The following is a 25,981-nucleotide window of genomic DNA, read 5'->3' on the forward strand; positions in this document are numbered from 1 at the left end:
CGACCGCGTCCAATGCGCGAACGCGGCCATCCGGGCCGTACAGCGGAAGCCGACAGGTGCTCTCGGACAACAGGTGGTTGGCGAAAATTCTGGTGGCGGACGCGGACGCGGTCTTGCGCGACCGGATTCGCGATTACCTGGCGTGTTTCAACCTGCAGGCCCACGACGCCGACAGTGCGCCGCACCTGCAGGCGCAACTGGCGGCCGGGCATTACGACGCGGTGGTGCTCGATGCCGGCCTCGACGGTGCCGAGGGCCTGCGCTTGTGCCGGCAGCTGCGCGACCGCGGCGATATCGCCATCGTGATGATGGCCGACCGCGCCGAGCCGGTGGACCGGGTGATCGGGCTGGATCTGGGCGCGGACGACTTCCTGGTGCGGCCGCCCGACCTGCGCGAACTGGTGGCGCGGCTCAACGCGGTGCTGCGTCGGGTGCGTGCGACCCAGCCGCCGGCAGCGGCGCATGGCGGCTGGCAGGTCGATGCCGCGCGGCACCAGGCGGTGGCGCCGGACGGGCGGACGATCCCGCTGTCGCCCGGCGAACTGCGGCTGATGGCGGTGTTCCTGGAGCAGCCGGGCGAGGTGCTCACGCGCGAGACGCTGCGCACCGCGCTGGGCGACGGCGAGGCCAGCATGCCTGCGGGCAGCCGCGGCATCGATCTGCAGGTCTCGCGGCTGCGCCAGAAGCTCGGCGACGACCCGCTGGTGCCGCAATGGATCCGCACGGTACGCGGCAAGGGCTATGTGTTCGAGCTGCAGCGCATGGGGTTGCCGGCGTCGCGCTGATGGCGCGACGGCGTGGCGTTGCTGGCGTCGCCGCGGCCGAAGCCGCAACCGTAGCAGTGGCGGTCGGGTCGCGGCGCGTTGTCCGGAACACGCCGGCGCCAGGTCTCGCGCGGTGCCCTGGTGTTCTCCCGGCCGCGGCTCATCGAGCAGCGTGCCGCGCTCAGCTCAGCCCCGTGCTAACGCCGCGAAGCCGCTGCTGAGCCGTTCCTGCACTGCGCCGTCGTGGCGCACCAGGAAGCGCACCGCCAGTCCTTCGCGCTCGGCGCAGGCCAGTCCGGCCTCCACACCGAGCACGCTCAGAGCAGTGGCCCAGGCATCGGCACGCATGGCATCGGCGGCCACCACCGTCACCGCGGCCAGCGTCGCGGCGATCGGTCGGCCGCGACGCGGATCCAGCAGGTGTCCATAGCGTCGTCCGTCCTGTTCAAAGTGGTGCCAGCGGTCGCCGGAGGTGGCCACCGCCAGGCCGTCGACCGCGAGCGCGCGCGGCGATGCGTCGCCATGCACCTGCTCGTCCGCAGCGGCCTCGATCAACACCCGCCACGGCTGCGCGTCCGGCTTGCGACCGTAGCCATAGAGATCGCCGCCGACTTCGGCCAGTGCGCTTTCCACGCCACGCGCACGCAGCGCCGTCGCTGCCAGGTCGACGCCGTAGCCCTTGGCGATCGCCGACAGATCCAGATGCAGCCCGCCCGGCTGGTGCCAGCGGCCCGCGTCGTCGACGGTCAGCCGGCGCCAGTCGCCCGCGGCGCGGGCCTGTTGCAGGGCGGCGGGCTCCGGCACCCGCCGATCTCCGGCGGTGGCGCCGAAACCCCATGCGCCGACCACGGCGCCGATCGTGGGATCGAAGGCGCCGTCGCTGCGTTGCGCCACCTCCAGCGCGCAGCGCAGCACCGTGTCGAACGCGACGGGCAAGGCATGCCAGGTATCGGCGTCGGCGCGGTTGTAGCGGCTGAGATCCGATTGCGCGTCCCACGTGCTCATCTGCGCGACGACCAGATCGAGCTGCGCCTGGATCGCATCGCGCAATGCGTGCAGGTCGCTGCGTTGGGGCGGCAGCAGCCTGGCGCTCCAGCGCGTGCCCATGCTGCTGCCGTGCAGCGTGGCGATGCCGGCGCTGGCGCGGACTGCGGTCGGTGAAGCGGGGCGACTCACGCGTCGACGCAGCGCGACCGTACAACGGCAGCGCGCAGGTGCCCTACGCTGCGCGACCGTGTGCCGGCGGCATGTTCGGCGTTCCGGTCGCCACGCCCGCTCATGTCTCCGACCAGTCGCGCAGCAGGTTGTGGTAGACGTTGGTCAGGCGCAGCAGCGCCGCCGCGTCCGCGCCGCTGGCGGTCAGCGCCTGGATCGCGGTGTCCAGGTCGAACAGGGTCTGCCGCCAGCCGGCGTCGCGCACCAGGCTCTGCACCCAGAAGAACGATGCCATGCGTGCGCCGCGGGTCACCGGCGCGACCCGGTGCAGGCTGCTGGACGGATACAGGATCAGGTCGCCGGCGGGCAGCTTGACCTCATGCTCGCCGTAGGTGTCGTGGATCAGCAGTTCGCCGCCGTCGTACTCCTCCGGCGCACTCAGGAACAGGGTGCAGGACAGGTCGCTGCGCACGGTCAGCGCCGGCTGCGTAGCGGTGGCGGCCTGGGTCATCACCGCACCGTCGACGTGCAGGCCGTAGCTGCCGCCGCCGCTGTAGCGGTTGAAGCGCGGCGGGATGGTGCGCAGCGGCAGCGCCGCGGCGAAGTACAGCGGGCTGCGTGCCAGTGCGCTCAGCACCGCCTGGCCGAGGTCCTGCTTCAGCGGCGAGGCGTCGGCCAGTTGCAGGTTGCGCTTGACCTGCGCGCCCTGCGCGCCGACGGTCTCGCGGCCGTCCACCCAGTCGGCGCTCTCCAGTGCCTGGCGGAACCGCGCGACTTCATCGGCGCTGAGGATGTCGGGAATGTGCAGCAGCATGGGGCGCTCCGGCGATGGACGCCCAGGATAGGGCGTTCACCGCGCGTTGGCAGGCGCGGTCGCTCAGAAGCGGACCTCGGCAGTCAGCAGCACCGAGCGCGGCGCGCCGGGCGTGTAGCGGAAGCCGCTCTTGTTGATGGCGGCGACATAGTCCTTGTCGAACAGGTTGTAGGCGTTCAGGCGCAGCGCCACGTGGTCGTTGACCGGATAGCTCAGCACCGCATCCCACACCGTGTACGACTTCACGAACGCCGGCGTGCCGACCGCGCCGTCGCGGCCGCGCTTCATCTCGCCCGAGTAGCGCACGCCGCCGCCGACGGTCAGCCCGAACGGCAGGGTATAGGTGGTCCAGGCAGTGAACGCGCTGTCCGGCGTGTAGGCCAGATCCTGGCTGCCGTCCTGCGAGACGGTCGTGCCCTGGCGCACCCGCGCATCCAGCTTGGTGTAGCCGCTGGACAGCGACCAGCGCTCGGTCAGCTTGCCCACCGCCGACAGTTCGATGCCTTGCACGCGCTTCGCGCCGCTCTGGTAGTACAGCCCGTCGCTGCCCTGCACGATCTCGTTGTTCACGTCGGTGCGGAACAGCGCCAGCGTCGCGAACAGCGCATCGTCGAGGAAATTCCACTTCGTGCCGACTTCGGCGGTCTTGGCCTTCTGCGGATCGAAGCGCGGATTGTTGGCGTTGTTGGCCGAGGCGCTCAGTTCCAGCGTGCTGCCGCCGGGCGGCTGCTGCGAGGTGGCGAAGTTGGCGTACACGCTCACGTCCTCGTTGGCCTTGTAGACCGCGCCGAGTTTCCAGCTGAACAGCGTGTCGGCGATGTCGGTGTCCAGGCCGACCACGGTGGTGCAGGGCGCGGCGGTGGAGGTGGCTGAACTGCACACCAGGCTGTCGAAGTCGGTCTTGTAGCGATCCGCGCGCACTCCGGCGGTGACCAGGAAGCTGTCGCCGAACTTCAGCGTGTCGAAGGCATAGGCCGAGTAGGTGGTGGTGGTGCCATGGCTGCGCGCGCCGTTGCGCGCGGTGCGCAGCGGCGTGGTGTTCCAGTCCGGCGCATAGAGGTTGGCCGGATTGGCCGCCAGCCAGGCGGCGCGGTCGACGATGTTGTGGCCCCAGCTGCGCAGTTCCTCGCGCGAGGCTTCCACGCCGGTGCTGAGGTTGTGCTGCACTGCGCCGGTGGCGAAGTCCACGCGCAGGTTCAACTGGTCGGCGAGGGTGGTGTACTGCTGATCCTTGAAGGTCGGCAGGCTGCGCAGCACCGTCCAGGTCGCAGGATCCGCCGGATTCGGCGTGCGCAGGTTGGCGGCGTTGGGCATGAACGCGAACAGCAGGTAGTCCTGCTCGTTGCGGCCCCAGCGCGCGGTATTGGTCAGCTTGACCGTGTCGGACACGTCGTGCTCGATGCGGAAGGTCGCCATCTTCGCGGTCACGTCGTCGTGGTCGTCGCGGGTGCCGTAGAAGTTGCTGCTGTCCACGCGCGCCGCGCCGCCGAGCCACGGCCGTGCGGGGTCGGGCGAGCTGTAGCCGGGCAGGCCGAGGGTGGGCACGCCGCCGTCGGGCACGTTGTCCTGCTTCACGTACAGCAGGTCGAGCAGGTAGCGCGTGTCGGTGCCCAGGCCGAACGCCAGCGACGAGGCCAGGCCCCAGCGCTTGTTGGCGACATGGTCGCGGCCGATGGCGTCGCTGTCCTGGCCCATCACGTTCAACCGCAGCGCGCTGCTGGCGCCGAGCGCCTGGTTCCAGTCTGCGGTGGCGCGGCGCTGGCCATGGTCGCCGCCGGACAGCGTGGCGCTGCTGGCGTTGTCCAGGTGCGCCTGCTTGCTGACCAGGTTGATCGCGCCGGTCGGCGCGCTGCGGCCGTTGTCGGTGCCGGCCGGGCCTTTCTCGACCTCGATCTGCTCGATGTTGAACACGTCGCGCGAGATCGAGCCGAGGTCGCGCAACCCGTCGACGAAGATGCTGCTGGAGCTGTCGAAGCCGCGCATGTAGATCGCATCGCCGGTGCTGGTGTTGCCGTTCTCGCCGACATAGAACGTGCCCACGCCCGGGCTGTTGTGCAGCGCTTCGGTGAGGGTGGTGGCGCCCTGTTCGTTGAACAGGTCCTTGCCGATGATGTTGAGGGTCTGCGGGGTATCGATCAGCGGCTGGGTGAACTTCGGCGAGTCCGGCACTTCCACCAGGTAGCGCTTGGCGCGCTGGGCCTGCACGTCGACCTTGTCCAGGGTGGTGGGCTGGTCGCCGGTGTCCGCATGCGCGGGGGAGAGCAGGCTCAGCCCGCCGAGCAGCACGACGGTGGTGAGGGTCGGTGCGGCGGCCTGGCGGGTCACGGCATGTTTGCGGCGCTTGATCGGAGAGGTCATGGGCGGTTCGGTTTGCAGGAGGGGCGGCACCCCGATCGCGGGCAGCGGCCGTCCCCCAGTGGGAGCGGCCGCGGCGGCGAGATCGGGCGGCTGGGCGAAACGGTGTCTGCCGCGCATGCGATGCAGGCAGCGCATTCATTTTCCATGCAAATACGAATTGTTTGCAATCTCTTTGTCATCGGTGCCGGTCCGCCGCGGTTCGGATAGCCGGACTCGCCAGAAAATGCGGACCATCGACCGAGGCGCGCAATCGGCCAAAGGACCCGGCACTGAGTGGTTTGGGGCCCGTCCGTGCGGGCGCGCGACGCCAGCGCCGACCAGACGGGCGCTGCGGGTAGGTGGAAGTCCGAACTAGGGGCGGTAGAGAGGCGCGCCGGTGTCAGGCAGCCGATGCTGCCCGGAGATGGCGTGGTACCGACGGCGCACTGTCGCTGCCGGATCGTCGCACCAGGTGCGTTTCAACGTATGCCGAAGGAGCGGGTGGTGCAGTGCCAGATTGCGTGTCGCCATGAGCGTCGCCAGTGTCGGCGGACCACGAAGCCAGGCCGATACTCGCCCTCTGTGCAAGGGCGGCACGCGCCAATGCTGTCGGGATTGGCCGCTTGCGGCGCCGTCCCGCGGCACCGCAAGCAGCGGGGTTCAGGCCGCCGCGGCCTGTGCCACGCGCGGGCCTTCGCGCAGGGCGCGGCCGATCAGCCCGACCAGCAGATCCAGCTCTTCGCTGTCCATCGCGAAGTGCGGGGTGAAGCGCAGCGAATTCTCGCCGCCGTGGATCACGTTGACGCCGTGCTGGCGCAGCCACTCCTCGGTGGAGCCGGCGCCGTAGCACTTGTACTGCGGGGCCAGTGCGCAGGAGAACAGCAGGCCGGTGCCCTGGACCTGGGTGATGGCGCCGCCGAGTTCGGCCTTGAGCTTCTCCAGCTTCTGCACCGCCTCGGCGCCGCGCTCGCGGATGTTGGCGCGCACCTGCGGGGTCAGCTGCGCCAGGGTCGCGGTGGCGACGTCGAGCGCGCGCGGGTTGCTGGTCATGGTGTTGCCGTAGGTGCCCTTGCGATACACCTGCGCCGCGTGCTCGGTCACCGCCAGCACCGACAGCGGGTACTGCGCGGCGTTGAGCGCCTTCGAATAGGTTTCCAGGTCCGGCGGGTCGAGCTGCTCGAAGCCGGGATAGTCCACCACCGACAGCACGCCGTGCGCGCGCAGGCCGGCCTGGATCGAGTCGACCAGCAGCAGGCTGCCGTGGGTGCGGGTCAGTTCGCGCGCGGCGGCATAGAACGCCGGCGGCAGCGCGCGGCCGGGGTCGCCTTCGCCCATCACCGGCTCCAGGAACACCGCCTCGATGAACCAGCCGTGCTGCTCGGCCTCGGCGAATGCGCGGCGCAGCGCGTCCACGTCGTAGGGCGCGATGGCGATCAGCCCATCGTCGCCGCGGTAGCTGGCCAGGTGCTGCAGATAGGTCTTGCGGCTGGAGTCGGAGTACATGCCGGGCCGGTCGGTGCGGCCGTGGAAGCTGCCCTTGACCACCAGGCGCTTGATCTTGGCGCCGGCGTGGCGTGCGCCCGGATCGGTCTGCAGCTTGGCGTTGATGTCGACGATGCGCGCGGCCAGGCCCACCGATTCGGAACCGGAATTGAGGCACATGAAGCGGGCGTACGGACAGCCGCCGCGACGGTGGCCGATCTCCGCACGCAGCGCGCGTTCGAAGCGCAGCTGCGACAGGTTGGGGGTCATCACGTTGGCCATCACCTGCGGCCGCGCCATCGCCTCCAGCACCGCCTCCGGGGTGTGGCCGAAGCCGAGCATGCCGTAGCCGCCGGCGTCGTACAGCACCGCGCCCTTCAGCGTGACCACCCACGGGCCGCGCGCGCTCAACGCCACGTACGGGGTCACCGCGTCGTCGGCGTAGAAATTGACGAACCCGGCCTGCAGGCGCCGGATCTGCTCGGCCTCGTCGAGGTCGAGCAGGTCGCCGAACTCCGCGGCGATGCGCGCGTAGTCCGCACCGGCCGCGTCGATCGCCGCGCGCAGCGACGGATGCGAGGCCGCCAGGCGCTCGATGCTGGCGTCGTCCAGGCCATGGGTCAGGCGATCGCCGGCGTGGGCACGGAGCGGGGCGAGGGGGCCGAGTACGGTCATGGAGATCTCCTGAAGGCGGGCTGTCTGGCGACGATCCTGTCTATTATCGGGACAGGATCGTCGAATGGCAGCGTGAATCCGTGCAGGAATTGACGCATTTTCGTCGATTCGACGAAAATCGGTGGTCATGAAGATCACCGCCTCCGACGACGCCCTGCTGTCGCTGCTGCGCGAGGACGCGCGCGCCTCCACCGCCCAGATCGCCCGTCGCCTGGGCGTGTCGCGGACCACCGTGCAGAGCCGGATCGAGCGCCTGGAGCGCGAGGGCGTGATCTGCGGCTATACCGTGCGCACCCGCGACGACTACGAACAGGGCCATATCCGCGCGCACATCCTGATCACCGTGCTGCCGAAGAAGATGACCTCGGTGGTCAAGGCACTGCGCGAGATCGATGCGGTGCGCGTGCTGCATTCGGTCAGCGGCTCTTTCGACCTGATCGCGCTCGGCGTGGTACCGGGCGTCAACGACATGGACGAACTGACCGACCGCATCGGCGCGCTGGATGGTGTGGAGCGCACCACTTCGTCGATCATTCTGTCCACCAAGTTCGAGCGGTGAGAGGTCGGGATTGGGGACTAGGGAGTGGGGCTCGCAAGAGCGCGATCCCGCTTTGCTTCAACGAATCCCCAATCCCGAATGCCCAATCCCGGCGCCGCTACAATGGCCGGCCCATTCCCGATCTCCCCCGGCGCCTTGAAAAAATCCGATTTCCATTACGACCTGCCTGAAGACCTGATCGCGCAGGAACCGCTGGCCGAGCGCTCGGCCAGCCGGCTGCTGCTGGTGCCGCCGGCGCCGGCGGCCTTCGCCGATGGGCATGTGCGCGACCTGCCCGAGTTGCTGCGTGCCGGCGACCTGCTGATCTTCAACGACACGCGGGTGATCCCGGCGCGGCTGTTCGGGCAGAAAAGCACCGGCGGGCGGGTCGAGATCCTGATCGAACGGCTGCTCGGCGGCCAGCGCGCGCGCGCGCAACTTGGCGTGAGCAAGTCGCCCAAGGCCGGGGCGCGCATCGCGCTGGATGCCGGCGGCGAGGCCGAGGTGCTGGGCCGCGACGGCGAGTTCTACCAGTTGCAGTTCCATGTGGACGGCGCGCTGGAACACTGGCTGCAGCAGGCCGGACGCTTGCCGTTGCCGCCTTACATCCGCCGCGAGCCGGGCCTGGACGATCGCGAGCGCTACCAGACCGTGTTCGCGCGCGAGGCCGGTGCGGTCGCCGCACCGACCGCCGGGCTGCATTTCGACGCGCCGCTGCTGCAGGCGCTGCAGCAGCGCGGGGTCGAGGTCGGGCATGTGACCCTGCACGTCGGTGCCGGCACCTTCCAGCCGGTGCGGGTTGAAGCGCTGGAGCAGCACCAGATGCATCGCGAGTGGCTCAACGTCGGCGCCAGCCTGGTCGAGCAGGTACGGCGCACGCGTGCGGCCGGCGGCCGCGTGATCGCGGTGGGGACCACGGTGGTGCGCGCGCTGGAGAGCGCGTCCAAGGACGGCGAACTGCATCCGTTCGCCGGCGAGACGCAGATCTTCATCCTGCCCGGCTACCGCATCCGCAGCGTCGACGCGATGGTGACCAACTTCCATCTGCCCGAGAGCACACTGCTGATGATGGTCTCGGCCTTCGCCGGCCGCGAGCGCATCTTCGCCGCCTATCGCCACGCCATCGCCGAGCGCTACCGCTTCTTCAGCTACGGCGATGCGATGCTGTTGTGGAGCAGCGAGACGCCGGCAGACCGCGTGGGCTGACCCGCGTGAGGTCGTGCGGTCGTGGCGGCCGTCGATCGAACGCGTTGGCGAAGATGGTGGCGTTGTTACGCCCAGCCGGTGAACGCATCGACGACGCGTGCGCCGCGCACCGATGAGCAGGCATCGCCGCGCTGGCGGTGCATGACCTCGCGCCTCACCTCTGGCCTGCCGCTGCACAAAATGCAAGCCACCGCGAAGCGTCGCGAAACCAGCCTGCACCCGTGTGATTGCACGAGGCGGCGCCCGTACCCTCATCCGCCCCTTCGGGGCACCTTCTCCCGAGGGGAGAAGAGAGAGGCCAAAGCCCCCCTCCCTCCGGGAGAGGGGTTGGGGTGAGGGGGAGGCAGCGCGCAGCGACAGCCCATCAACCCCGCATCGCGCAGACACGGTATCGCGCCCGTATCAACGACCATGCAGCAGCAGGGGCCAGACGTGCTTGCCAATCCTCAAGAGCTTCACCACGGCCGCAGGCCCGTCATCCCGACTCCCCAATCCCGACTACTTGATCGGCTCGTCCAGCATCAGTTCGCGCACGAACCGCACCGGTGGCGCGCCGTAGGACAGCACCTGGTCGTGGTAGGCCTTGAGGTTGAACTTGGCGCCGAGCTTGTCCTGCATCGCCTTGCGCAGGTCCAGGTGTTCCTGCACGCCGACGAAGTAGGTCGGCAGCTGCGCCGAAGTCAGCTGCGCCCGCACCCACTTGCCCTCGGCTTCGCTCTGCTGCTGGAAGGTGTCGTGGACCATCAGATGCAGCGCCTGTTCCTTGCTCCAGCCGTCCACGTGCACGCCCTGGTCGATCAGTGCGTTGGCGATGCTGCGCAGGTAGAACTTCAGCTGCACCAGGTGGAACAGCGGATCGTTGTTCAGATAACCCTGCTCCTGCATCATCCGCTCGGTGTACACCGCCCAGCCTTCGGCGAACACGCCCGAGCGCAGCACGCCGCGCAGCGTCGACGGGAACTTGGCCGAATGCCAGCCTTCCACGTAATGCCCGGGCACGCCCTCGTGGATGCTCAGCAGGTGGATCATGCGGCTGTTGTACTCGCGCAGGAACGAGTCGGCCTGCTGCGCGGTCCAGTCGTCGGGAATCGGCGACACCGCGTAGAAGGTCTTCAGGTTCTTGTCCAGCGGACCGGGCGAATCGCAGTACGCCACCGCCACGCCGCGTTGGAATTCGGGCATCAGGATGATGTCCACCGGCGCGTCGGGCAGGGTCACCAGGTCCTTCTTGCGCACGAAGTCGGTGGCATCGGCCAGCGAGGCCTTGGCGGCCTCGACCACCTTGTCGCGCGCCGGATGCTGCGCATAGGCCAGCTCCAGCGCCGCCTCGATCGCCTTCTGCTGCTGTTCGTCGCTGGGCGCATCGACCAGGGCCGGCGCACCGGGTTTGTCCTTGAGCACGGTGCGGGCGATGCCGTACATGTCCTGGCGCACGCGCGAGAGCTCGGCCTCGGCGCGCTGTTTGATCTCGGCGCGCGACAGCGAGGAGTTGAGCGCGAACTTCAGCTTCTGGTCGTACTTCTCCGCGCCGAGGCGGAAGTCGCCCTTGGCGTTGGGCACCAGGGTCTGGTCCAGCCAGGTCTGCTGTTCGGCCACGGCCTTCTTCAGTCCGTCGATCGCCGCCTGCAGGCGCTGCGCGTCGGCCTGCGGCAGTTCCTGGATGTGCGGGACGATGAAACTGTCGACGATGCTGAGGATGCCGCGGTTCTGCTTGGCCACGGTCTTGGCGCTGATCTCCGACACGCGGGCCGGGTCCAGGTTGGCGCGCGCCTGCGCGAACAGCGCCGGGATCTTCTCCATGCGCGCGGTGGCCGACTTCAGCCGCTCCGGCAGCGGCGCGAACTCGCGCGCCATCAGCCCGTAGATCGCGCCGCCGGCCAGGCCGTTGTAGACCTGCGGATCGGTCGCCCAACCTTGTGCCACCTCGCTGTTCCAGATGTCCGACTGCAACTGGTTGCGCAGGATCGCCGCGTCCACCTGGTTCTCGCGCGAGAGCTTGGTGACGTCGAGCTTGTCCAGCTCGGCCAGCAACTGCTTGCTCGCGTCCAGGCTCTTCTGCCGGCCGGCGGCGCTGAGGTCGTCCAGTTCGCTGTCGTAGCGGTGATCGCCGGTCTGGGTGGCGCCGACCGGGGACAGCTGCATCCAGGTGTCGACGGCGCGCTTGGAGAGCGCGGCGAACGCAGTGTCGGCCGCCGGGACCGCGGCGGCGGCCGAGCCGGGGGCGGCGGTGCTGGCGGCAGGCGCGTCGGCGGGTTTCTGGCAGCCGGCAAGGGCGGCGAGCAGGGCGGCGGCGAGCAGGTGCTTGCGCATCGGGGTTCCTGGAGTGGGTCGATCCACCAGGGTAGCTGCGCCGTGCTGCCAGCGCCCCTGCCATTGGATTACCCTGAACGCTTTCGCCATTCAGGAGCACTGCAATGCAGGACAAGGGACGTCGCCATCGTGGCCATGTCGTACGCGACACCGCGTTCGATCCGGATGGCGTCGCAGCAGCGGCTGGCACGCTCGATGTCGTAGCGCCTGCGCGTGGGCGCTGGTGTCGTTGGGGCGCTTCCCTGGCGCTGGCGGTGTCGATCGCTGCCTGCAGCCGGGGAGGCGAGAGCGCGGCGCTGCCGGCCGCTCATCTCTATTCCGCCGATGCCGCCAGTAGCGCGGCCAGTGCCGCCGAGGCCGCAGCGCAGGCGGCAGAGGCAGCCGTCGCAGCGCCGCCGCCGAGTCCCGGCGCTTTCGCCATGCCGTCCCTGGCCTATGAGCACGAGGTCGATGTGGCATTGCCGGTGGCGCAGATTCCCGCACGCCTCAAGCAACTCCAGGAAAGCTGCCTGAAATCCAGTTTCGGCGCATGCACGGTGTTGCAGGTCGAGCAGCGCGGCGGCGAGCAGCCGCGCGGTGAGCTCAGCGTGCGGATCGCGCCGGCCGGGGTCGAGCCGTTGATCGCGCAGGCGGGCCAGGACGGCCAGATCGAAAGCCGCACCACCCATGCCGAGGATCTGGCGCAGGCGGTGCAGGACAACGACGCGCAGCGCCAGCGCCTGCAGGCCGAGCAGCGGCGCCTGCAGGAGTTCCAGCAGCGCCGCGATCTCAGCGTGGCCGACATGATCGCGCTGTCGGAGAAACTGGCCGCCGTGGAGACGCAATTGCTCGCCACCAGCCAGGAAGCCGCACAGCAGCGCCGGCGCCTGGATACGCAGCGGGTGACGCTGACCTTCGCCGCGCCGACCGCCGAGCGGAGCCGCAGCGACATCGGCGAGGCGCTGCGCGACAGCGGCGAAATCTTTGCCGGATCGATCGCCTGGGCGATTCGCGCGGTGGTGGGGTTGGCCCCATTCGTGCTGCTCGGCTATGCGCTGTGGCGGCTGATCGCCTGGCGCCGACGTCGGCGTCGTTCGGCCTAGGAGACAGGCGCGGTTCCCGTCCGATGAAATCGGGCGGGAGCGGATGGAGGTGAGCGCGCGCGGTGTTGCCACGCGTTGCCGACGGAACGGTGGCATGTCATCCAGGAGCCGTGAACGACGATGGGTGGCGGGTCGCGGCTGAAGCGGCTGCTACCGTTCTTCTCGTCTGACCCTCAAGCTTGAGCAACAGCAAAACGACTCCTGCCGGGGCTCGCGATACATTGGCTGCGAGCACTGTGGGAGGGACTTCAGTCCCGACGCCTTGAAGTCGGGTACCTGAGGCACGGCTGGCGCCTCTAGAAATCCAGGATGCTGGCCATGGGCACGCCAGGACGCTGCGCCATGCGGCGCAACGTCCCGGATGCAGGCCCTCAGCCTTCGTCCTGTTCGAACTCCACGACCACGTCCAGTTCGAACGCCAGGGCTTCCACGGCCTCGCGCACCTTCTGGGCGGTGGCGGCGTTGCCGGCCTCCACTTCCACTTCGTGGGTGCCCGGTCCCTGGTCGTCGGGCAGGCCGGCGGAACTGGAATCGTCGTCGTCCATGTGCGGCATCAGGTCGTCGATTTCCTCGACGTGTTCGATGCCATCCAGGCTCGACAGCAGGTTGATGATGGCGCGGGCATCGTCCTCGCTACCGGTGATGCGGATGCGGAGCTGGGGCATGGGCCTTCCTCTTGGGGGGAAGGCGCAGGCTAGGCAGGCATCGGCTAAGGCGGGGTGATGACGCGCTCAATGCATCGGCGCGACCGCATCCGGCCCGGCATGTTCGGCCACGGGCAGCAGCGCCTCGGCGGCCGCGCGCAGCAGCGTCGGGGCGATGTAGCGGCGGTGCGCGGCGGCGATCAGCGCCATGTACAGGTGCCCGAAGCGGTTGCGGCAGGTCACCCGCGTTTCCAGGCTCAGTTCGGCGCTGCCGTCGTCGCGCAGCGTCACCCCGACGCAACTGCGGAACACCAGGTGGCGATCGTCGGCACCGAGCAGCACCTGCACGCGCCGCGCTTGTGCTGATGATGCCTGCGCCAGCACGGGGAAGCGCCCAGCGAACAGCTGATCGCGCTGCGGCGACAGCAGCGAGGACACCGGGCAGCCCAGCGGCGAGGTGCGCAACCGCAGCGGCGCCACCAGCAGGTTGCGCAGGCGCATCAGCCATGTCACGCCACGCGGCGGGTGCTGCAGGAAACCGTCCAGCAACGCCGTCATCAGCGCATGCGCACCCAGCGGCCGCAGCGCCTGCGCCGGCACCGTCAGCCGCACGCTGTCCTGGTGATGGTGCGCAGGCAGCTGCGGTTCGAGCAGCGAGCCGGGCAGCAACTGCGGCGTCACCCGCGCCCGCGGCAGGCGCGGCGCCAGTGCCGCGAAGCCGGCCGGATGCCGCCAGGCACCCAGCCGCTGCCGCAGGCGCCCGCTGAGGGCGCGCAGGCCGGCGCACCAGGCCAGGCGTCGGCTGCCTGGCGAGGCCGCCAGCGACAATCGCACGGTCGGTACGGCCAGCCCCTGCGCCTGCGGCGACGCCAGCAGGGTCGCGACCGGCGCCGGCAGCAATTCGGTGAGCGTGGCGATATCGGCGGTGCCGGCCAGCACCTGCGCGCGCACGTCCTCGGCCAGCGCGCCGCCGGCTTCGTCGCTGTGGCAGGACAGGGCGAAGAACGCCGGGTGCCCCGACTGCGCGCGCAGCGGCGCGAACTGGTGCCAGGTGCCCCCGCCGAAGCGCACGCTGAACAGGCAGTCGGCGGGCAATTCGACATGCCGCAGCGCGGCGAGGAAATGCTGTGGATCTTCCGCCAGCTGTGCCGGCGACGCGGTGCTGAAACGCAGCAGCGCGCCGCCGCTGCCGGTGATCGCGGTGAACATGCGATGCCCGGCATGGCAATGGAACGGATGGCCGCCGCTGCCGACCGCGAACGAGTACAGCGCGGTGGACTCGCCGTTGCCGAAATCGGTGCCGGCCAGGCGCGTCGAGGGTTCGTCCAGCGCGTCGCGGAACTGCGGATGCGCGCGCTGGCGCAGGCAGGCCTGGGCGATCAGCGGATCGCCGGCGCCGACGCCGAGCTGGGCGATCAGGATGACCTCCACCGGCAAGCCACCGCTGTAGGAGGGCAGGCGCACCGAGGGGAATCCGGTTTGCGCGGCGGCGTGTTCGCTGAGCGGTGCGGCGGTCATCGGCGGACTCCTGTTGCCGTGGCGGAAGGATCAGGCGGTGCGCTTGGCCTGCCTGCGCGACTCGCGCTTGAGCGGGCCGGCGCTGGGGCAGATCTCGAAGGCGAAACCGCTGAGGGTGTTGACCAGGTTGTCGGGGGTGAGCCGGTAGACCACGAACTGGCCGCGACGCTCGCTCGCCACCAGCCCGGCCGCTTCCAGTACCGACAGGTGCCGCGAGATCGCCGGCGCGCTCATCGCGAAGCGCTGCCCGATCTCGCCGGCCGTGAGTTCCTGTGCCGACAGGTAGGCCAGGATCTCGCGGCGCGGGCGCGAGGCGAGGGCTTCGAAGACGCGGTCGATGGACATTGGGGATTAGCTAATTAACGAATTAGTTAATTAATGACGTGTTGCCTTGTCTATGTCAAGTGCCGAATCGACGCGGTGACGCGGTTTCCCCCAAGGAGGTTCGCCATCCATGAGAAGAGCCGCCGTGTTGAAGAGGTGACGGGCGCAGCCCCCCCGTTCGTCAACCTTCCTTGTGCGTCGTTACCAGGCGCAGGAAGGCTTCGTGCTGGTAGCGGCTCATGCGCAGTTGCTGCCCCGTCTCCATGGTGACCACGTGGTGACCGTTGAACCAGGGGTGGATCGCCCTCACCCGACGCAGGTTGACGATCGCCGATCGATGCACGCGGGCGAAGTGGCGCGGGTCCAGCCGCGCGGCCAGCGTGGCCATGGTCTCGCGCAGTTCATGGGTGCGGTCGGCCAGGTGGATCAGCACCGTGTTGCGACTGGCCTTGATCCAGACGATGTCCTCGACGGCGACCAGCACCACCGCTTCGTCGACGCGTACCGGAATCCGTTGCAGATAGTCGTCGCGTTGGCGCAGCGCATCCAGGGTCTGCAGAATGCGTGCCTCGACAAAGGAACCCGCGCCGCTGCTGAAGGACAGTCGTCGTTTGGCGCGTTGCAACGTCTCGGCGAAGCGTTCGCGGCTGAAGGGCTTGACCAGATAGTCCACCGCATTGGCCTCGAACGCACGGACCGCGTACTGCTCGTAGGCGGTGACGAAGATCGTCGCCGGCATGTTGGCCGCGCCGATCGTGGCGACGACGTCCATGCCGGTCATGGCCGGCATCTGGATGTCCAGGAACACCAGGTCGGGCGACTGGCTGCGGATCGCGATCACCGCAGAGGCGCCATCGCCGCATTCGCCCAGCAGTGCGATATCCGGATCGGCGCGCAGCAGTCGCACGATGGCGTGGCGCGCAATCGGCTCGTCGTCGATGACCAGCGCCGTGATGCTCATGCAGCGACGTGCTCCGGGGCGTCCTCGGCGTCCAGTTCGCGGAACGGCAGCCGGATACGGCAGGACACGCCCTGCGGATAGAGCATGTCGAGCCGGATGTCGGCGTTGTCGCCGTAGAGTTCCTTCAGCCGCAGGCGGCTATTGGAGAAACCGATGCCGTGTCCGCCCGCACTGCTGTTGTCCTGCAGCGTGCTGTTGCCGTTGCGCACTTCGATGGACAGCGTTTCGCCTTCGCGTCGGCACTCGATCTCGATGCGGTCGCTGCCGACACGTTGGCCGATGCCATGGCGGATCGCATTCTCCACCAGCGGTTGCAGCAGCAGGCTGGGCACTGCGCAGTGCAGCGTGCCGGGCGCGACATAGAGCTTCGTGCTCAGGCGCTCGCCATAGCGCTTGCGCTGGATGCCGAGATACAGGTCGAGCAGGGCCAGTTCGCGTTCCAGGGTGATTTCCTGGCCGTCGTAGTCTTCCAGGAAGGCGCGCAGCAGTTCGCTCAACCGCAGCAGCATGTCCTCGGCGGCGACGGTGTCTTCATCCAGCAGGGTGACGATGGCATGCAGTGTGTTGAACAGGAAATGCGGTTGCAGCTGGCTCTTCAGCGCTTGCAGGCGCGACTGCGCGAGTTCGGCGGCCAGACGGCTGGCTTCCACCTCGCGCCGGGCCTTCTCGGCGTGGAAGTGCAGCGCTTGCTGGATCGCGAACAAGGTCCAGTAGGTCAGCAACCCGATGGCGAAGTGCTGCTCCAGGAAATACCCCAGTTGTTCAGCGAAACCGCTGGGCTCGAACAGGGTGGAGACCAGCGCGCCGATGACCATCGCGGCGAACGTCACGCACAGGCTTGCGGCTGCCTGCGCGCCAAGCCCGTGGAAGCGCTGGGCGCCGCGGACGGGGAAACGTTCGGCGAGCCGGAAGACGGTGGGCGCCAGGAGGGCCCAGCTGTACCACTGGATCAGCGACCACCGGATGAGCACCTCCAGAGGCCACCTGCCGGCAGACGCACCGTTGTTGATGATGTTCTGGAGCATGAACACCATGGCCACCAGCGTCCACAGCGCGACATAGCGCCATAGGCTGATTTCGGTACTGCCGAGTCGGACGTTCATCCAGCGATGGCCGAGGGGTGACGGGCGCATCCTAGGCGCAGCGACACGCCATGGAAAGCGCCGATGCGCGCGCACTACGATTGGGAGCGCGAGAACGACGATTCGTCCCGAATCGATTTGCAGCCGCACGGCCACGCGGCCTGATGGGCACGTCAGCACCAAGGGAATCTGTTCCCTCGCGGCTGGCGAATCCTTCCTATCGGAGCTCTGTCATGCCCTCGATCCGTGTCCTTGCCTTGACCCTTTCCCTGTCCGTCGCGACCGCAGCGGCGGCCGCCGCCGAGCCGGTTCGCTATCTGGAATTGAGCAACCGCGCCTACGACGCGCTGACGGCGCTGGCAGTCGCTGCCCCAGGCAGCCATGCCTTCCGTGACGTCGCGCTCGGTGCGCCGTTGCGGGGTGGCGGTGACGCAGCGACCTTCCCGCTCGCAGGCGCCGCATGCCGCTACGACCTCCGCTTCACCTTTCGCAACGGACGTTCGATGCTGTATCCGGATGTGGACGTCTGTGCCCACCGCGTGCGCATCCGGCCGTTGCCGCGCCTGCAGCCGGGCGCGCGTGCGGTGCAGGTCGCGGGAGCCGCAGGAACGTCGCCCTGACGCGCGCCGCGTTCGGCTTCGTCGCCGTGCGACTGTGTCGTCGCAAGGCGCTCTCCGTCGCGGCGGAGGCCGCGCCTGCGAATGCGTGCGGAGAGGGGCGCTAGCCCGCCTTCGGTGGCAGCCCGAGCAGTTCCGCCGGCAGCGCCGGCATCGGCGTGCGCTCGTCCAGCGCCTCGCGCTTGAGCCAGTCGACGAAGTGGCTGGCGGCCGGGCTGAGCAGGCGGTGGGTCGGATGCACGATGTAGTAGGAATAGCGCGCGGTCAGCGCCGGGCCGGGCAGGCGCACCAGTTCGTAACGCTGCAGGTAGGGCTGGGCGATGTGCTTGCGTGCCAGTACCGCGCCCACGCCGTACACCGCTGCGCGCATCGCATCGGTGCTGTCGTTGAAGGTGTGCATGGGCGGCAGCGCCACGCCGCGCACGCCGGCGGCGCGGAACCAGTCGCGCCAGCCCTGTGGCGACATGTCGGTGAGCAGCGGCAACTGCGCGATCTGCTCGGGTCGGCGCAGCGTCGCCAGTTGCGGCAGGGCGGGCGAGGCGACCGGGAACAGTTCGTCGTCCATCAGATGGTGCGAGGTCAGGCCCGGCCAGGCGCCCTGGCCGTAGCGGATGCCCAGATCCGGGCCGCCCTCCTCGAAGCGCGAGAACGCCGCATCGGTCTGGATGTCCAGCCGCACGTGCGGATACGCCTGGCAGAAGCGCGGCAGGCGTGGCAGCAGCCAGCAGTACGAGAGCGAGCGCAGCGTGGTGAGGCGCAGCGGCGCGGTGTCGGCCTGCGGATGCAGGTTGCCGGCGACCGCGGCGATGTCGGCCAGCGCCGCGCTGGCGGCATCGGCCAGTTGCCTGCCTTCGGCGGTCAGCTTGACCCCGCGCGCGTGGCGCTGGAACAGCGTGGCGCCGAGCAGGGCTTCCAGGCGCCGCACATGGTGGCTGACCGCGCTGGCGGTGAGATGCAGTTCCTCCGCGGCATGGGCGAAGTTCTGGTGGCGCGCCGCGGCGGCGAACACGCCGAGTGCGGGCAGCAGGGACGGGCGCAGTTGCATGAGCAGACACGCGGCAGATTTGTGGCTCGCGACGATACTACGCGCTTGTCGGCCCCGTGGTGCAGGGCGATGCTGGCAGCCGAACACGACATGCGCGGCGGGCAGCGGTGATGCGGAGTCGGTGCGGATGTGCCGCCCGGCGTCCTCAGCCGGCAGCGGATGCGTGGCGTCGCACGACCGCTGCGGCGCGTGTCCGATCGACCGCGAGCCTCTTCCATGCCCACCTCCGATCCTTCCCTGCAGCCGGCCATCGCCTCCGCGGCTGCTGCCTCCGCATCCGACGGCGCGCCCGCCCGCGACTGGCGCACGCCGCTGGAACTGGGTTTCCTCGGCGTCGTCTGGGGCTGCTCGTTCCTGTTCATGCGCGTGGCCGCGCCGCAGTTCGGCGCCTACGCGCTGGTGGAACTGCGCCTGGCGCTGGGCGCGGCGGTGCTGCTGCCGTTCCTGTGGCTGGCGCGGGCGCGCTTCCCGTTGCGGCGCTGGCCGACCCTGGCGGCGATCGGCTTGCTCAACTCGGCGCTGCCGTTCCTGCTCTTCGCCTGGGGCGCGCAACATGCGCCGGCGGCGATCGGCGCGATCTGCAACGCGATGACCGTGCTGTTCACCGCCTTGATCGCCTTCCTGTTTTTCGGCGAGAAGATCGGCACGCGCCGCGCGCTGGCGCTGTTGATCGGCTTCGCCGGCATCGTGGTGCTCGCCACCGGCAAGTCGGCCGGCATCAGCGTGGGCCCCGCCGCGCTGGCCGGCACCACTGCCTCCCTGCTGTACGGCATCGGCTACAGCCTGGTGAAGCGGCACATGAGCGATCTGCCGCCGGCCGCGGCGGCCGCGTCGACACTGGGCTGCAGCGCGTTGCTGCTGGCGCCGCTGGCCTGGACGCACTGGCCAGCCGCACCGGTGCCGGCCGCCGCCTGGGCCTGCGCCGGCGGCCTGGGCGTGCTCTGCACCGGCCTGGCGTTCCTGTTGTACTACCGGCTGATCCAGCGCATCGGCCCGGCGCGCGCGTCGACCGTGACCTATCTGGTGCCGGTGTTCGGCGCGCTGCTGGCCTGGGCGATCCTCGGCGAGCCGCTGACCTGGACCATGTTGCTGGCCGGCATGCTGATCCTGGGCAGCGTCGCCTTCAGCCAGCGCGCGCGGTAGCGGCGCAACTGGCAGGCGTGCGCGAGGACGTCGGCGCGCCGCAAATTCCGTGTCCACACTTTGCCTGAGAACGACGCAATGACCGATTCCCTGCTCGCATCGCAGTTCGCCTTCAAGGCCTGGGCCAACGCCGAACTGCTGCAGGCGCTGGCGCAGATCGATGGTGCGGCGTTTCCGGCGCAGCGGCAGCGCGCGATCCGGCTGTTGAACCATACCTACGTGGTGGACCGGATCTTCGCTGCGCACCTGGAGGGCGGCACGCATGCGTTCACCGCGAGCAATACGCCGCAGACGCCGGAACTGGAGGCGCTGGGTGCGGCGGTGGCCGAATCGGACCGGTGGTATGCCGACTATGTCGCCCGGATCGACGCGCCCGCCTTGCAGCAGACACTGGCCTTCCATTTCACCGATGGCGATGCCGGCCGCATGCGCCGAGAGGAAATGCTGTTCCACGTGCTCGCGCATGGCGCTTTCCACCGCGGCAACATCGCCATGCTGTTGACCGAGTGCGGCGTGGAGCAGCCGCGCGAACTGTTCACCCGCTTCCTGCACGCGCAGCAACTGCAGCGGCGCAGCGTCGGCGGCGCCTGAGCGCGCACCGTCCGGCGCGCGCATGACGCGTCACTTCGGCGGCGTACGCACCGGCAGCGGCACATTGCACAGGTCGATGTGCCCGGCCGGGCGCTTGTAGAACGCGTCGCGGCGGTTGCGTCGCGCCTCGACGACCTCGCGGAAGGTGCGCGTATCGGTGCGCAGCAATTGCAGCGGGGTGCGTTCGTTCTCCGGCACGTCGCTGGCCAGGCGGATGGCGCGGATCGGGGTGCGTTGTTCGGGTTTTTCGTAGAAGCCCATCGGGTCAGGTCCGCGCGGGATCACGCTGAGCAGTTCCATGCCCTTGACCACGCGGCCGACCACGGTGATGTTGCGGTCCAGTTGCCGCGGCGACTGCCCGGTGACCACGTACAGTTCGGCGCCGATGCTGCTGTCTTCGTCGTTGTTGCGGCCGGCGCCGAGCGTGCCGTAGCAGTGCGCCAGCCATGCGGTGCCGGCCTTGGGATCGCGCGCCACTGGAAAGCCGTCGACGAAGCCCACCTGCGGCGCCCAGCCGTCGCGGTCGGGCAGGGGCTCGAACGCCAGGCCCGCGGCCGGGCGCTGAAATTCGGCGGGCAGGTGGGTCTTGGCACTGCCCAACGACTTGGCCTTGCCCGCTTCCTCGCCATCGGGGTCGCCGAACTGCACCACGAAATTGTCCTGCGCGCGGTAGATGCTCAGGCCGTCCCAGAAGTGCTCGTGGGCCAGGATGCGGATGTTGCCGACATGCTGCGGCGCGAACGCCGGCGCCAGTTCGATGATCACCCGGCCGGTGTCCAGCTCCAGGTACAGCGTGTTGGCCGGATCCAGCGTGCGCCAGTCGCTGGGCTTGGATGCGTCCAGGATCTGTTGCGGGCTGCGGTAGGGCACGGCCGGCGGCGGTGCCCCGGCCGACGCGGCGAAGGTGGACAGCGACAACGCGAGGGCGAGCAGGGAAGTGCGCAGCGGCATGAGGGCGGCCCGGTCGGTGAGCGCCCGATTCTCACCGAAGCGGCGGCCGCTGCCAATGTGCCGGCGGCATGGCGCGACCGCCGTGCCGCCGACAGCGCTGTCTACGACAGCGCGCGCTTCTGCGGTTCCTGTGTGTCCTGCACCGGCGCCTGGTTCGGCAGCGGCGGCAGCGCGGCCAGTTGCCTGGCGCTTTCCGCCGCCGGGATGGTGGCCGCCTGCGCGGCGTCCACGTAGGCCACCCGCTTGTCGCCGGCGCTGGGGTCGCCCTGCACCGCGAACACGCGGCCGTTGTCGTTGCGCAGCACGTGATCGACCTGGGTCAGGCCGTCGCGCCTGGCTGCCAGCAGCAAGTTGCTGGCGACGTTGGCATCGTACGGGGTGAGCTTGCGCTCGATCGCCTGCTGCATCGCCTGTTGCCGCGGGTCGGCGGCGGCAGCGGCGTGCGGCTCCGGCCCGCTGCCGGTGGCGCGTGTCGGCGCCGTCGGCGACTTCTGCTCTGGCGTTTCGGCCTTGGCGTCGATGCGTTGCAGATCGCCGCCCGGCGTGCCGCCGGCGCTGTCGGCCACGCGGAAAAGGCGCTCGCTCAGACCGTACTGGGAATTGCCCAGGTTGCGCGCCAGGCTGATCGCGAAGTCCGGCGGACTTTGCTTGGCGTACTGCGCCGCCTCGTGCGCGGTCATCGGGCTGGCCTGCGCCGCGCGCTGGTACTGCTGACGCAGCGCATCCATCTGCCGCTCGGAGAAGTGTAGGGTGAGGTCCTGGCCGGCCTTCGCCGGACCCGCGGCACCGGCCTTGCCGGCGAGCACCGAGTTGAGCAGCTGCGCCTGGTTCTCGTCGACCTTGTCGAACTTGAACTGGTAGCTGCGTTCGTCCACGCGCTCGTTGTTCGCGGCGTCGAACTGGCGGGTCATGGTCATCGGCACGTTGCCGGCGTACTGCACCTTGCCGACCAGGCTGTAGCTGCCGTCGGCATAGGTGGTGCGCACGTTCTCCCCGGTGTTGCGCTGGCCGCCCAGCTCGGCCTTGAACGGGCCTACCCCGAGTTGGGCGCGGGTTTCCGAACTCATCGTGAGGCTTTCGACCTTCTGTACGTCGCTGACGCCGGGTACGTTGGCGGCGAGCTTGCCGCTGGCCAGGAAGTCGCGATAGGCGGCTTGCGCCTGCGGCTCGCGCAGGTCGAAGGTGGCGGTGCGCATGGTCGCCTGGCCGAGCGCGTCCTGGCGGCCGAGCATGGCCTGGGCGATGTCGGTCTTGAATCCGACCGCCTCCAGCCGCTCCAGCGCCTGGGTCGGGCCGACCGCCACGCGCACGCTGTGCTCGTCCACGCGCTGCACGGCGTAGCTCATGCCGGCCGCATCGGTGCGCTCGCTGGAGGTAGCCAAGCCGCGAAACGTCGCCTCCATCGAGGTCTTGGCGAAGGCCTGGCCATCGAGCTTGACGCTGCCGTCCACCGGGATGGTCTGCGGGTCGAACGGATTCACCTGGGTAGCGGCTTCGGCCTTGGCCTCGCCGGGCAGGCGCACCTCGTAGCGGCCGCGCTCGCCGACCGCCTGGGTCAGGCTGCCGTCGACGGCCAGGCGCCCGGCCTTGAATGCGCCCTCGATGCGATGGCCCTGGGTGAACTCCATCTCCACGTTGAACACGGTCTTGCCGTCTTCCTGTTTGCTGCCGGCGCCGACCTTGCCGGTCTGCACCAAGGCGTACTCCAGTGGGCCACGCCTGGCTTCGGTGACCGTACGGCTGTACTCGAGCGAGCCTGCGCCAGCGTTCGGATCCCGCTTGATCGGGCCAGCGGAGTATTGGTTGCCGGAACTGGCGAAGCTCGGGTCGGTGGCTTGGCCGGGTTGCTGTTCGGTGGGGGACGGGCTCATGCGATACCTCCTGGAATGCATGTGGAACGGAACCGTCACGAGTGTAGGGCGCGCGACGTTGTCGAAACGTTTGCCGCGGCAATCGCGGCGCCTGGGCGGCGTGCATGACCAATGGCACGATCACTATGTCGAACTCGGTACTAGTATCTAGATCAACCTAGCGAGGGCGCCATGGTCGAGCCGGATGCACAGCTGAAGAAATTCCAGAAGGAGCTGAGCGCCGGCACCGTGTCGTTGGCCCTGCTGGCGGTACTGGCCGCCGCCGAGGCGCCGCTGTACGGCTACCTGATCGCCAAGCGCCTGGAGCAGGTGGGCGAGGGTGTGCTCAGCGGCAAGCAGAGTGCGCTGTATCCGGTGCTGCGCAACCTGGAGGCGGCCGGCCTGCTGTCCAGCCATGTCGAGCCGTCGGTGGCGGGGCCGCCACGGCGTTACTACCGCATCACCGCGGCGGGTCTTTCCACGCTGCGGCAATGGGCCGCGGCGTGGCGCGCCACCCGCGATTCCGTCGATTCCGTGCTGAAGGGGATTTCAGAATGAGCAGCGCACACACCGCACCGCGGCCCTTGCCGACCACCATTCCCGACTACCTGGCGCAACTGCGCGCGGCATTGGGCGGCGCCGACCCCGCGCTGATCCAGGACGCGCTGTACGACGCGGAGGAATACCTGCGCTCGGAGCTGGCCGAGCAGCCGGGCAATAGCGAGGCCGAGGTCATCGCCGGCGTCGCCGGCAGCTACGGCGCGCCGGACGAGGTGGCCGAGATCTACCGCGATACCGAGGTCACGGTGAGCCGCGCGCTGAAGCCGCCGGCGCCGCCCAAGCGCAAGTCGCTGGCCGGGCGCTTCTTCGGCGTGATCGCCGACCCGCGCGCCTACGGCAGCCTGTTCTACATGCTGCTGTCGCTGGTCACCGGCATCTTCTACTTCACCTGGCTGGTCACCGGCGTCAGCGTGTCGGCGGGCTTGCTGATCCTGATCGTCGGGGTGCCGCTGCTGGTGCTGTTCTTCGGGTCGGTGCGGCTGCTGTCGCTGGTGGAGGGCCGCGTGGTGGAAGTCCTGCTGGGCGAGCGCATGCCGCGCCGGCCGCTGTACAGCGCCCCTGAACAGCCGTGGCTGCAGCGCATCGGGCAGATGTTCACCGATGCGCGCACCTGGACCACGATGCTGTATTTCCTGCTGATGCTGCCGCTGGGGATCGCCTACTTCACCGTGTTCGTCACCCTGCTCAGCACCGCGCTGGGGTTGGCCGCGGCACCACTGGGCCTGCTGTTCCCCGAGCACTTCTATCTTGGCGTGGCGTTCGGCGATCTCGGCGCCGCCGGTGCAGGTCTGTGGCTGCTGCCGCTGTCCACCGCATTGGGTGTCGTGTTGCTCTTTGTCACGCTGCACCTGGCGCGGGCCGTCGGCAAGCTGCACGGCCTGCTGGCCAAGCAACTACTGGTGCACAGCACGGGGCAATGACGAGGCGTCGCGGCCGGCGACCGCCGGCCGCGGGCGCGACGCGGCTCAGCCGGCCTTGCGGCTGCCGCGACGCTTGAGCGGGGTGACGTTGCCGGCCGCCGGCGCGCGGCTGGCGCCGGCGTTGGCGTTGGCGGCGATGAAGCTGCGCACCTGCGGATACACGATGTCGCGCCAGCGACGGCCGCTGAAGATGCCGTAATGGCCGGCGCCTTGCACTTCCAGGTGCTGGCGGCGCGCGGCGGGGATGCCGGTGCACAGGTCCTGCGCGGCGGCGGTCTGGCCCAGGCCGGAGATGTCGTCCAGTTCGCCTTCGATGCTGAGCAGCGCGGTGTCGCGGATCGCGGCCGGGTCGACGCGTTCGCCGTCGATCACCCATTCCCCGCGCGGCAGCAGGAATTCCTGGAACACCACGCGGATGGTGTCCAGGTAGTAGGTGGCCGGCATGTCCAGCACCGCGTTGTACTCGTCGTAGAAGCGGCGGTGCGCCTCGGCGTCCTGCAGGTCGCCCTTGACCAGGTTGGCGTAGAAATCCCAGTGCGACATGAAGTGCCGGCTCGGGTTCATCGCCAGGAAGCCGATGTGCTGCAGGAAGCCCGGGTAGACGGCGCGGCCGTGGCCGGGGTAGGCCGGCGGCACGGTATGGATGACGTTGTGCTCGAACCAGGACAGCGGGTTGCGCGTGGCCAGGTTGTTGACTTCGGTGGGGCTGCGACGCGCGTCGATCGGCCCGCCCATCATCACCAGCGAGCGCGGCGTGGTCTCGCCGCGCCCGGCCATCAGCGACACCGCGGCCAGCACCGGCACGGTCGGCTGGCACACGCTCATCACGTGCAGCGATTCGGCGCCGATGTGGCGGATGAAGTCCTGCACGTAGCGCACGTAGTCGTCCAGGCCGAAGTCGCCTTCGGACTGCGGCACCATGCGCGCGTCGATCCAGTCGGTGACGTAGACCTTGTGGTCGCGCAGCAGGGTGCGCACGGTGTCGCGCAGCAGCGTGGCGTGGTGGCCGGACAGCGGCGCCACCACCAGCACGGCCGGCTGCTTCTTGAGTCCGTCCACGACCTTGGCGTCGTCGCTGAAGCGCTTGAAGCGCAGCAGGCGGCAGAACGGCTTGCGCAGCACTTCCTGCTCGACGATCGGCAGGGCGTGGCCGTCGACCTCGACATGGTCCAGCGCCCAGGCCGGCTTCTCGTAGTCCTTGCCGAGGCGGTGCATCAACTCGTTGCTCGCGGCCAGGCGCTCGGCGCCCGGCAGCGTCGACCACAGGCTGTTGGGGTCGGAGAAGATCTTGGCGTTGGCTTCGGCCTGGTGCACCCAGGGGGCGAGCAGGTTACGGGTCAGTTCGTGCCACTGGTAGAGCATGCCGGTGTTTCCATCCTGAGCGTATGCTGCCGTGCAGCATAACGCATCC

23 protein-coding genes are annotated in these 25,981 nt (G+C 69.3%); 9 read left to right on the plus strand and 14 right to left on the minus strand.

Annotated features, from left to right (window positions below; genetic code table 11):
• Window positions 1-92: 92 nt before the first annotated feature.
• A complete protein-coding gene (locus tag SLW55_RS17485) occupies window positions 93-785 on the plus strand; it encodes a response regulator transcription factor (RefSeq protein ID WP_017913796.1) in 693 nt (230 codons plus the stop codon).
• A gap of 165 nt (window positions 786-950) precedes the next feature.
• Here the strand turns inward: SLW55_RS17485 and SLW55_RS17490 are convergent, their stop codons facing one another.
• The 4 genes from SLW55_RS17490 to SLW55_RS17505 form a co-directional block, all read right to left on the minus strand.
• The gene (locus SLW55_RS17490) at window positions 951-1,871 is read right to left on the minus strand and encodes an FAD:protein FMN transferase (RefSeq protein ID WP_320745510.1); all 921 of its coding nucleotides are present in this window, start codon (window positions 1,869-1,871) and stop codon (window positions 951-953) included.
• A 169-nt stretch (window positions 1,872-2,040) separates the two neighbouring features.
• On the minus strand, window positions 2,041-2,733 hold the full coding sequence (locus tag SLW55_RS17495; RefSeq protein ID WP_267099345.1) for a Fe2+-dependent dioxygenase: 693 nt from the start codon (window positions 2,731-2,733) through the stop codon (window positions 2,041-2,043).
• 63 nt (window positions 2,734-2,796) lie between these two features.
• Window positions 2,797-5,091, minus strand: coding sequence for a catecholate siderophore receptor Fiu (locus SLW55_RS17500; RefSeq protein WP_295910456.1), 2,295 nt, complete (start codon window positions 5,089-5,091; stop codon window positions 2,797-2,799).
• Between the two features lie 639 nt (window positions 5,092-5,730).
• Window positions 5,731-7,227: an aminotransferase class III-fold pyridoxal phosphate-dependent enzyme gene (locus SLW55_RS17505; protein ID WP_295845989.1), complete on the minus strand. Its 1,497-nt coding sequence runs from the start codon at window positions 7,225-7,227 to the stop codon at window positions 5,731-5,733.
• Window positions 7,228-7,354: 127 nt separating this feature from the next.
• Between SLW55_RS17505 and SLW55_RS17510 the strand changes: the two genes are divergently transcribed.
• Window positions 7,355-7,786, plus strand: coding sequence for an Lrp/AsnC family transcriptional regulator (locus SLW55_RS17510; RefSeq protein ID WP_017909210.1), 432 nt, complete (start codon window positions 7,355-7,357; stop codon window positions 7,784-7,786).
• Between the two features lie 102 nt (window positions 7,787-7,888).
• A complete protein-coding gene (gene queA, locus SLW55_RS17515; RefSeq protein ID WP_267104395.1) occupies window positions 7,889-8,971 on the plus strand; it encodes a tRNA preQ1(34) S-adenosylmethionine ribosyltransferase-isomerase QueA in 1,083 nt (360 codons plus the stop codon).
• Between the two features lie 498 nt (window positions 8,972-9,469).
• On the opposite strand, the gene SLW55_RS17520 is transcribed toward queA, so the two are convergent.
• Window positions 9,470-11,281 (minus strand): DUF885 domain-containing protein, encoded by a 1,812-nt coding sequence (locus tag SLW55_RS17520; protein ID WP_295941928.1) that lies wholly within the window; start codon window positions 11,279-11,281, stop codon window positions 9,470-9,472.
• 419 nt (window positions 11,282-11,700) lie between these two features.
• Between SLW55_RS17520 and SLW55_RS17525 the strand changes: the two genes are divergently transcribed.
• The gene (locus SLW55_RS17525) at window positions 11,701-12,363 is read left to right on the plus strand and encodes a DUF4349 domain-containing protein (protein WP_267119006.1); all 663 of its coding nucleotides are present in this window, start codon (window positions 11,701-11,703) and stop codon (window positions 12,361-12,363) included.
• Window positions 12,364-12,734: 371 nt separating this feature from the next.
• Here SLW55_RS17525 and SLW55_RS17530 read toward each other — a convergent pair whose 3' ends face one another.
• From SLW55_RS17530 to SLW55_RS17550, 5 genes are all read right to left on the minus strand, one after another.
• Window positions 12,735-13,028, minus strand: coding sequence for a hypothetical protein (locus SLW55_RS17530; protein ID WP_017909065.1), 294 nt, complete (start codon window positions 13,026-13,028; stop codon window positions 12,735-12,737).
• A gap of 66 nt (window positions 13,029-13,094) precedes the next feature.
• Entirely contained in the window at window positions 13,095-14,525 is a 1,431-nt protein-coding gene (locus SLW55_RS17535; RefSeq protein WP_295941927.1) for a DUF2867 domain-containing protein, read from the minus strand.
• A 30-nt stretch (window positions 14,526-14,555) separates the two neighbouring features.
• Window positions 14,556-14,870, minus strand: a complete 315-nt coding sequence (locus tag SLW55_RS17540) for a metalloregulator ArsR/SmtB family transcription factor (RefSeq protein WP_017909067.1) — start codon at window positions 14,868-14,870, stop codon at window positions 14,556-14,558.
• Between the two features lie 160 nt (window positions 14,871-15,030).
• Complete coding sequence (locus SLW55_RS17545) at window positions 15,031-15,810, minus strand: LytTR family DNA-binding domain-containing protein (RefSeq protein ID WP_267084415.1); 780 nt, start codon at window positions 15,808-15,810, stop codon at window positions 15,031-15,033.
• A complete protein-coding gene (locus SLW55_RS17550; RefSeq protein ID WP_267104432.1) occupies window positions 15,807-17,042 on the minus strand; it encodes a histidine kinase in 1,236 nt (411 codons plus the stop codon). The genes SLW55_RS17545 and SLW55_RS17550 overlap by 4 nt, the downstream gene beginning before the upstream one ends.
• An 83-nt stretch (window positions 17,043-17,125) precedes the next feature.
• On the opposite strand from SLW55_RS17550, the gene SLW55_RS17555 reads away from it, so the two are divergent.
• Window positions 17,126-17,512: a hypothetical protein gene (locus SLW55_RS17555; protein WP_320745488.1), complete on the plus strand. Its 387-nt coding sequence runs from the start codon at window positions 17,126-17,128 to the stop codon at window positions 17,510-17,512.
• A 100-nt stretch (window positions 17,513-17,612) separates the two neighbouring features.
• Here the strand turns inward: SLW55_RS17555 and SLW55_RS17560 are convergent, their stop codons facing one another.
• Window positions 17,613-18,554, minus strand: coding sequence for a LysR substrate-binding domain-containing protein (locus SLW55_RS17560; protein WP_017908809.1), 942 nt, complete (start codon window positions 18,552-18,554; stop codon window positions 17,613-17,615).
• A gap of 216 nt (window positions 18,555-18,770) precedes the next feature.
• On the opposite strand from SLW55_RS17560, the gene SLW55_RS17565 reads away from it, so the two are divergent.
• Window positions 18,771-19,697 carry a DMT family transporter gene (locus SLW55_RS17565; protein ID WP_052250765.1) on the plus strand — a complete coding sequence of 309 codons (927 nt, stop codon included), beginning with the start codon at window positions 18,771-18,773 and terminating at the stop codon, window positions 19,695-19,697.
• A 78-nt stretch (window positions 19,698-19,775) separates the two neighbouring features.
• A complete protein-coding gene (locus SLW55_RS17570; RefSeq protein WP_320745489.1) occupies window positions 19,776-20,288 on the plus strand; it encodes a DinB family protein in 513 nt (170 codons plus the stop codon).
• Window positions 20,289-20,318: 30 nt separating this feature from the next.
• Here SLW55_RS17570 and SLW55_RS17575 read toward each other — a convergent pair whose 3' ends face one another.
• Both SLW55_RS17575 and SLW55_RS17580 read right to left on the minus strand, forming a co-directional pair.
• Window positions 20,319-21,239 (minus strand): peptidylprolyl isomerase, encoded by a 921-nt coding sequence (locus tag SLW55_RS17575; protein WP_295941924.1) that lies wholly within the window; start codon window positions 21,237-21,239, stop codon window positions 20,319-20,321.
• Window positions 21,240-21,340: 101 nt separating this feature from the next.
• Window positions 21,341-23,110, minus strand: a complete 1,770-nt coding sequence (locus tag SLW55_RS17580; RefSeq protein ID WP_320745490.1) for an XVIPCD domain-containing protein — start codon at window positions 23,108-23,110, stop codon at window positions 21,341-21,343.
• A 171-nt stretch (window positions 23,111-23,281) separates the two neighbouring features.
• Here SLW55_RS17580 and SLW55_RS17585 point away from each other — a divergent pair, with 171 nt between their 5' ends.
• Window positions 23,282-23,647 (plus strand): PadR family transcriptional regulator, encoded by a 366-nt coding sequence (locus SLW55_RS17585; protein WP_017908804.1) that lies wholly within the window; start codon window positions 23,282-23,284, stop codon window positions 23,645-23,647.
• Window positions 23,644-24,570 carry a sensor domain-containing protein gene (locus SLW55_RS17590; RefSeq protein WP_295970117.1) on the plus strand — a complete coding sequence of 309 codons (927 nt, stop codon included), beginning with the start codon at window positions 23,644-23,646 and terminating at the stop codon, window positions 24,568-24,570. The genes SLW55_RS17585 and SLW55_RS17590 overlap by 4 nt, the downstream gene beginning before the upstream one ends.
• 45 nt (window positions 24,571-24,615) lie before the next feature.
• Here SLW55_RS17590 and phaZ read toward each other — a convergent pair whose 3' ends face one another.
• Window positions 24,616-25,932, minus strand: a complete 1,317-nt coding sequence (phaZ, locus tag SLW55_RS17595; protein ID WP_226978616.1) for a polyhydroxyalkanoate depolymerase — start codon at window positions 25,930-25,932, stop codon at window positions 24,616-24,618.
• Window positions 25,933-25,981: the final 49 nt, after the last annotated feature.

It is taken from the genome of Xanthomonas sp. LF06-19, from assembly GCF_034105425.1.
GTDB lineage: Bacteria > Pseudomonadota > Gammaproteobacteria > Xanthomonadales > Xanthomonadaceae > Xanthomonas_A > Xanthomonas_A sontii.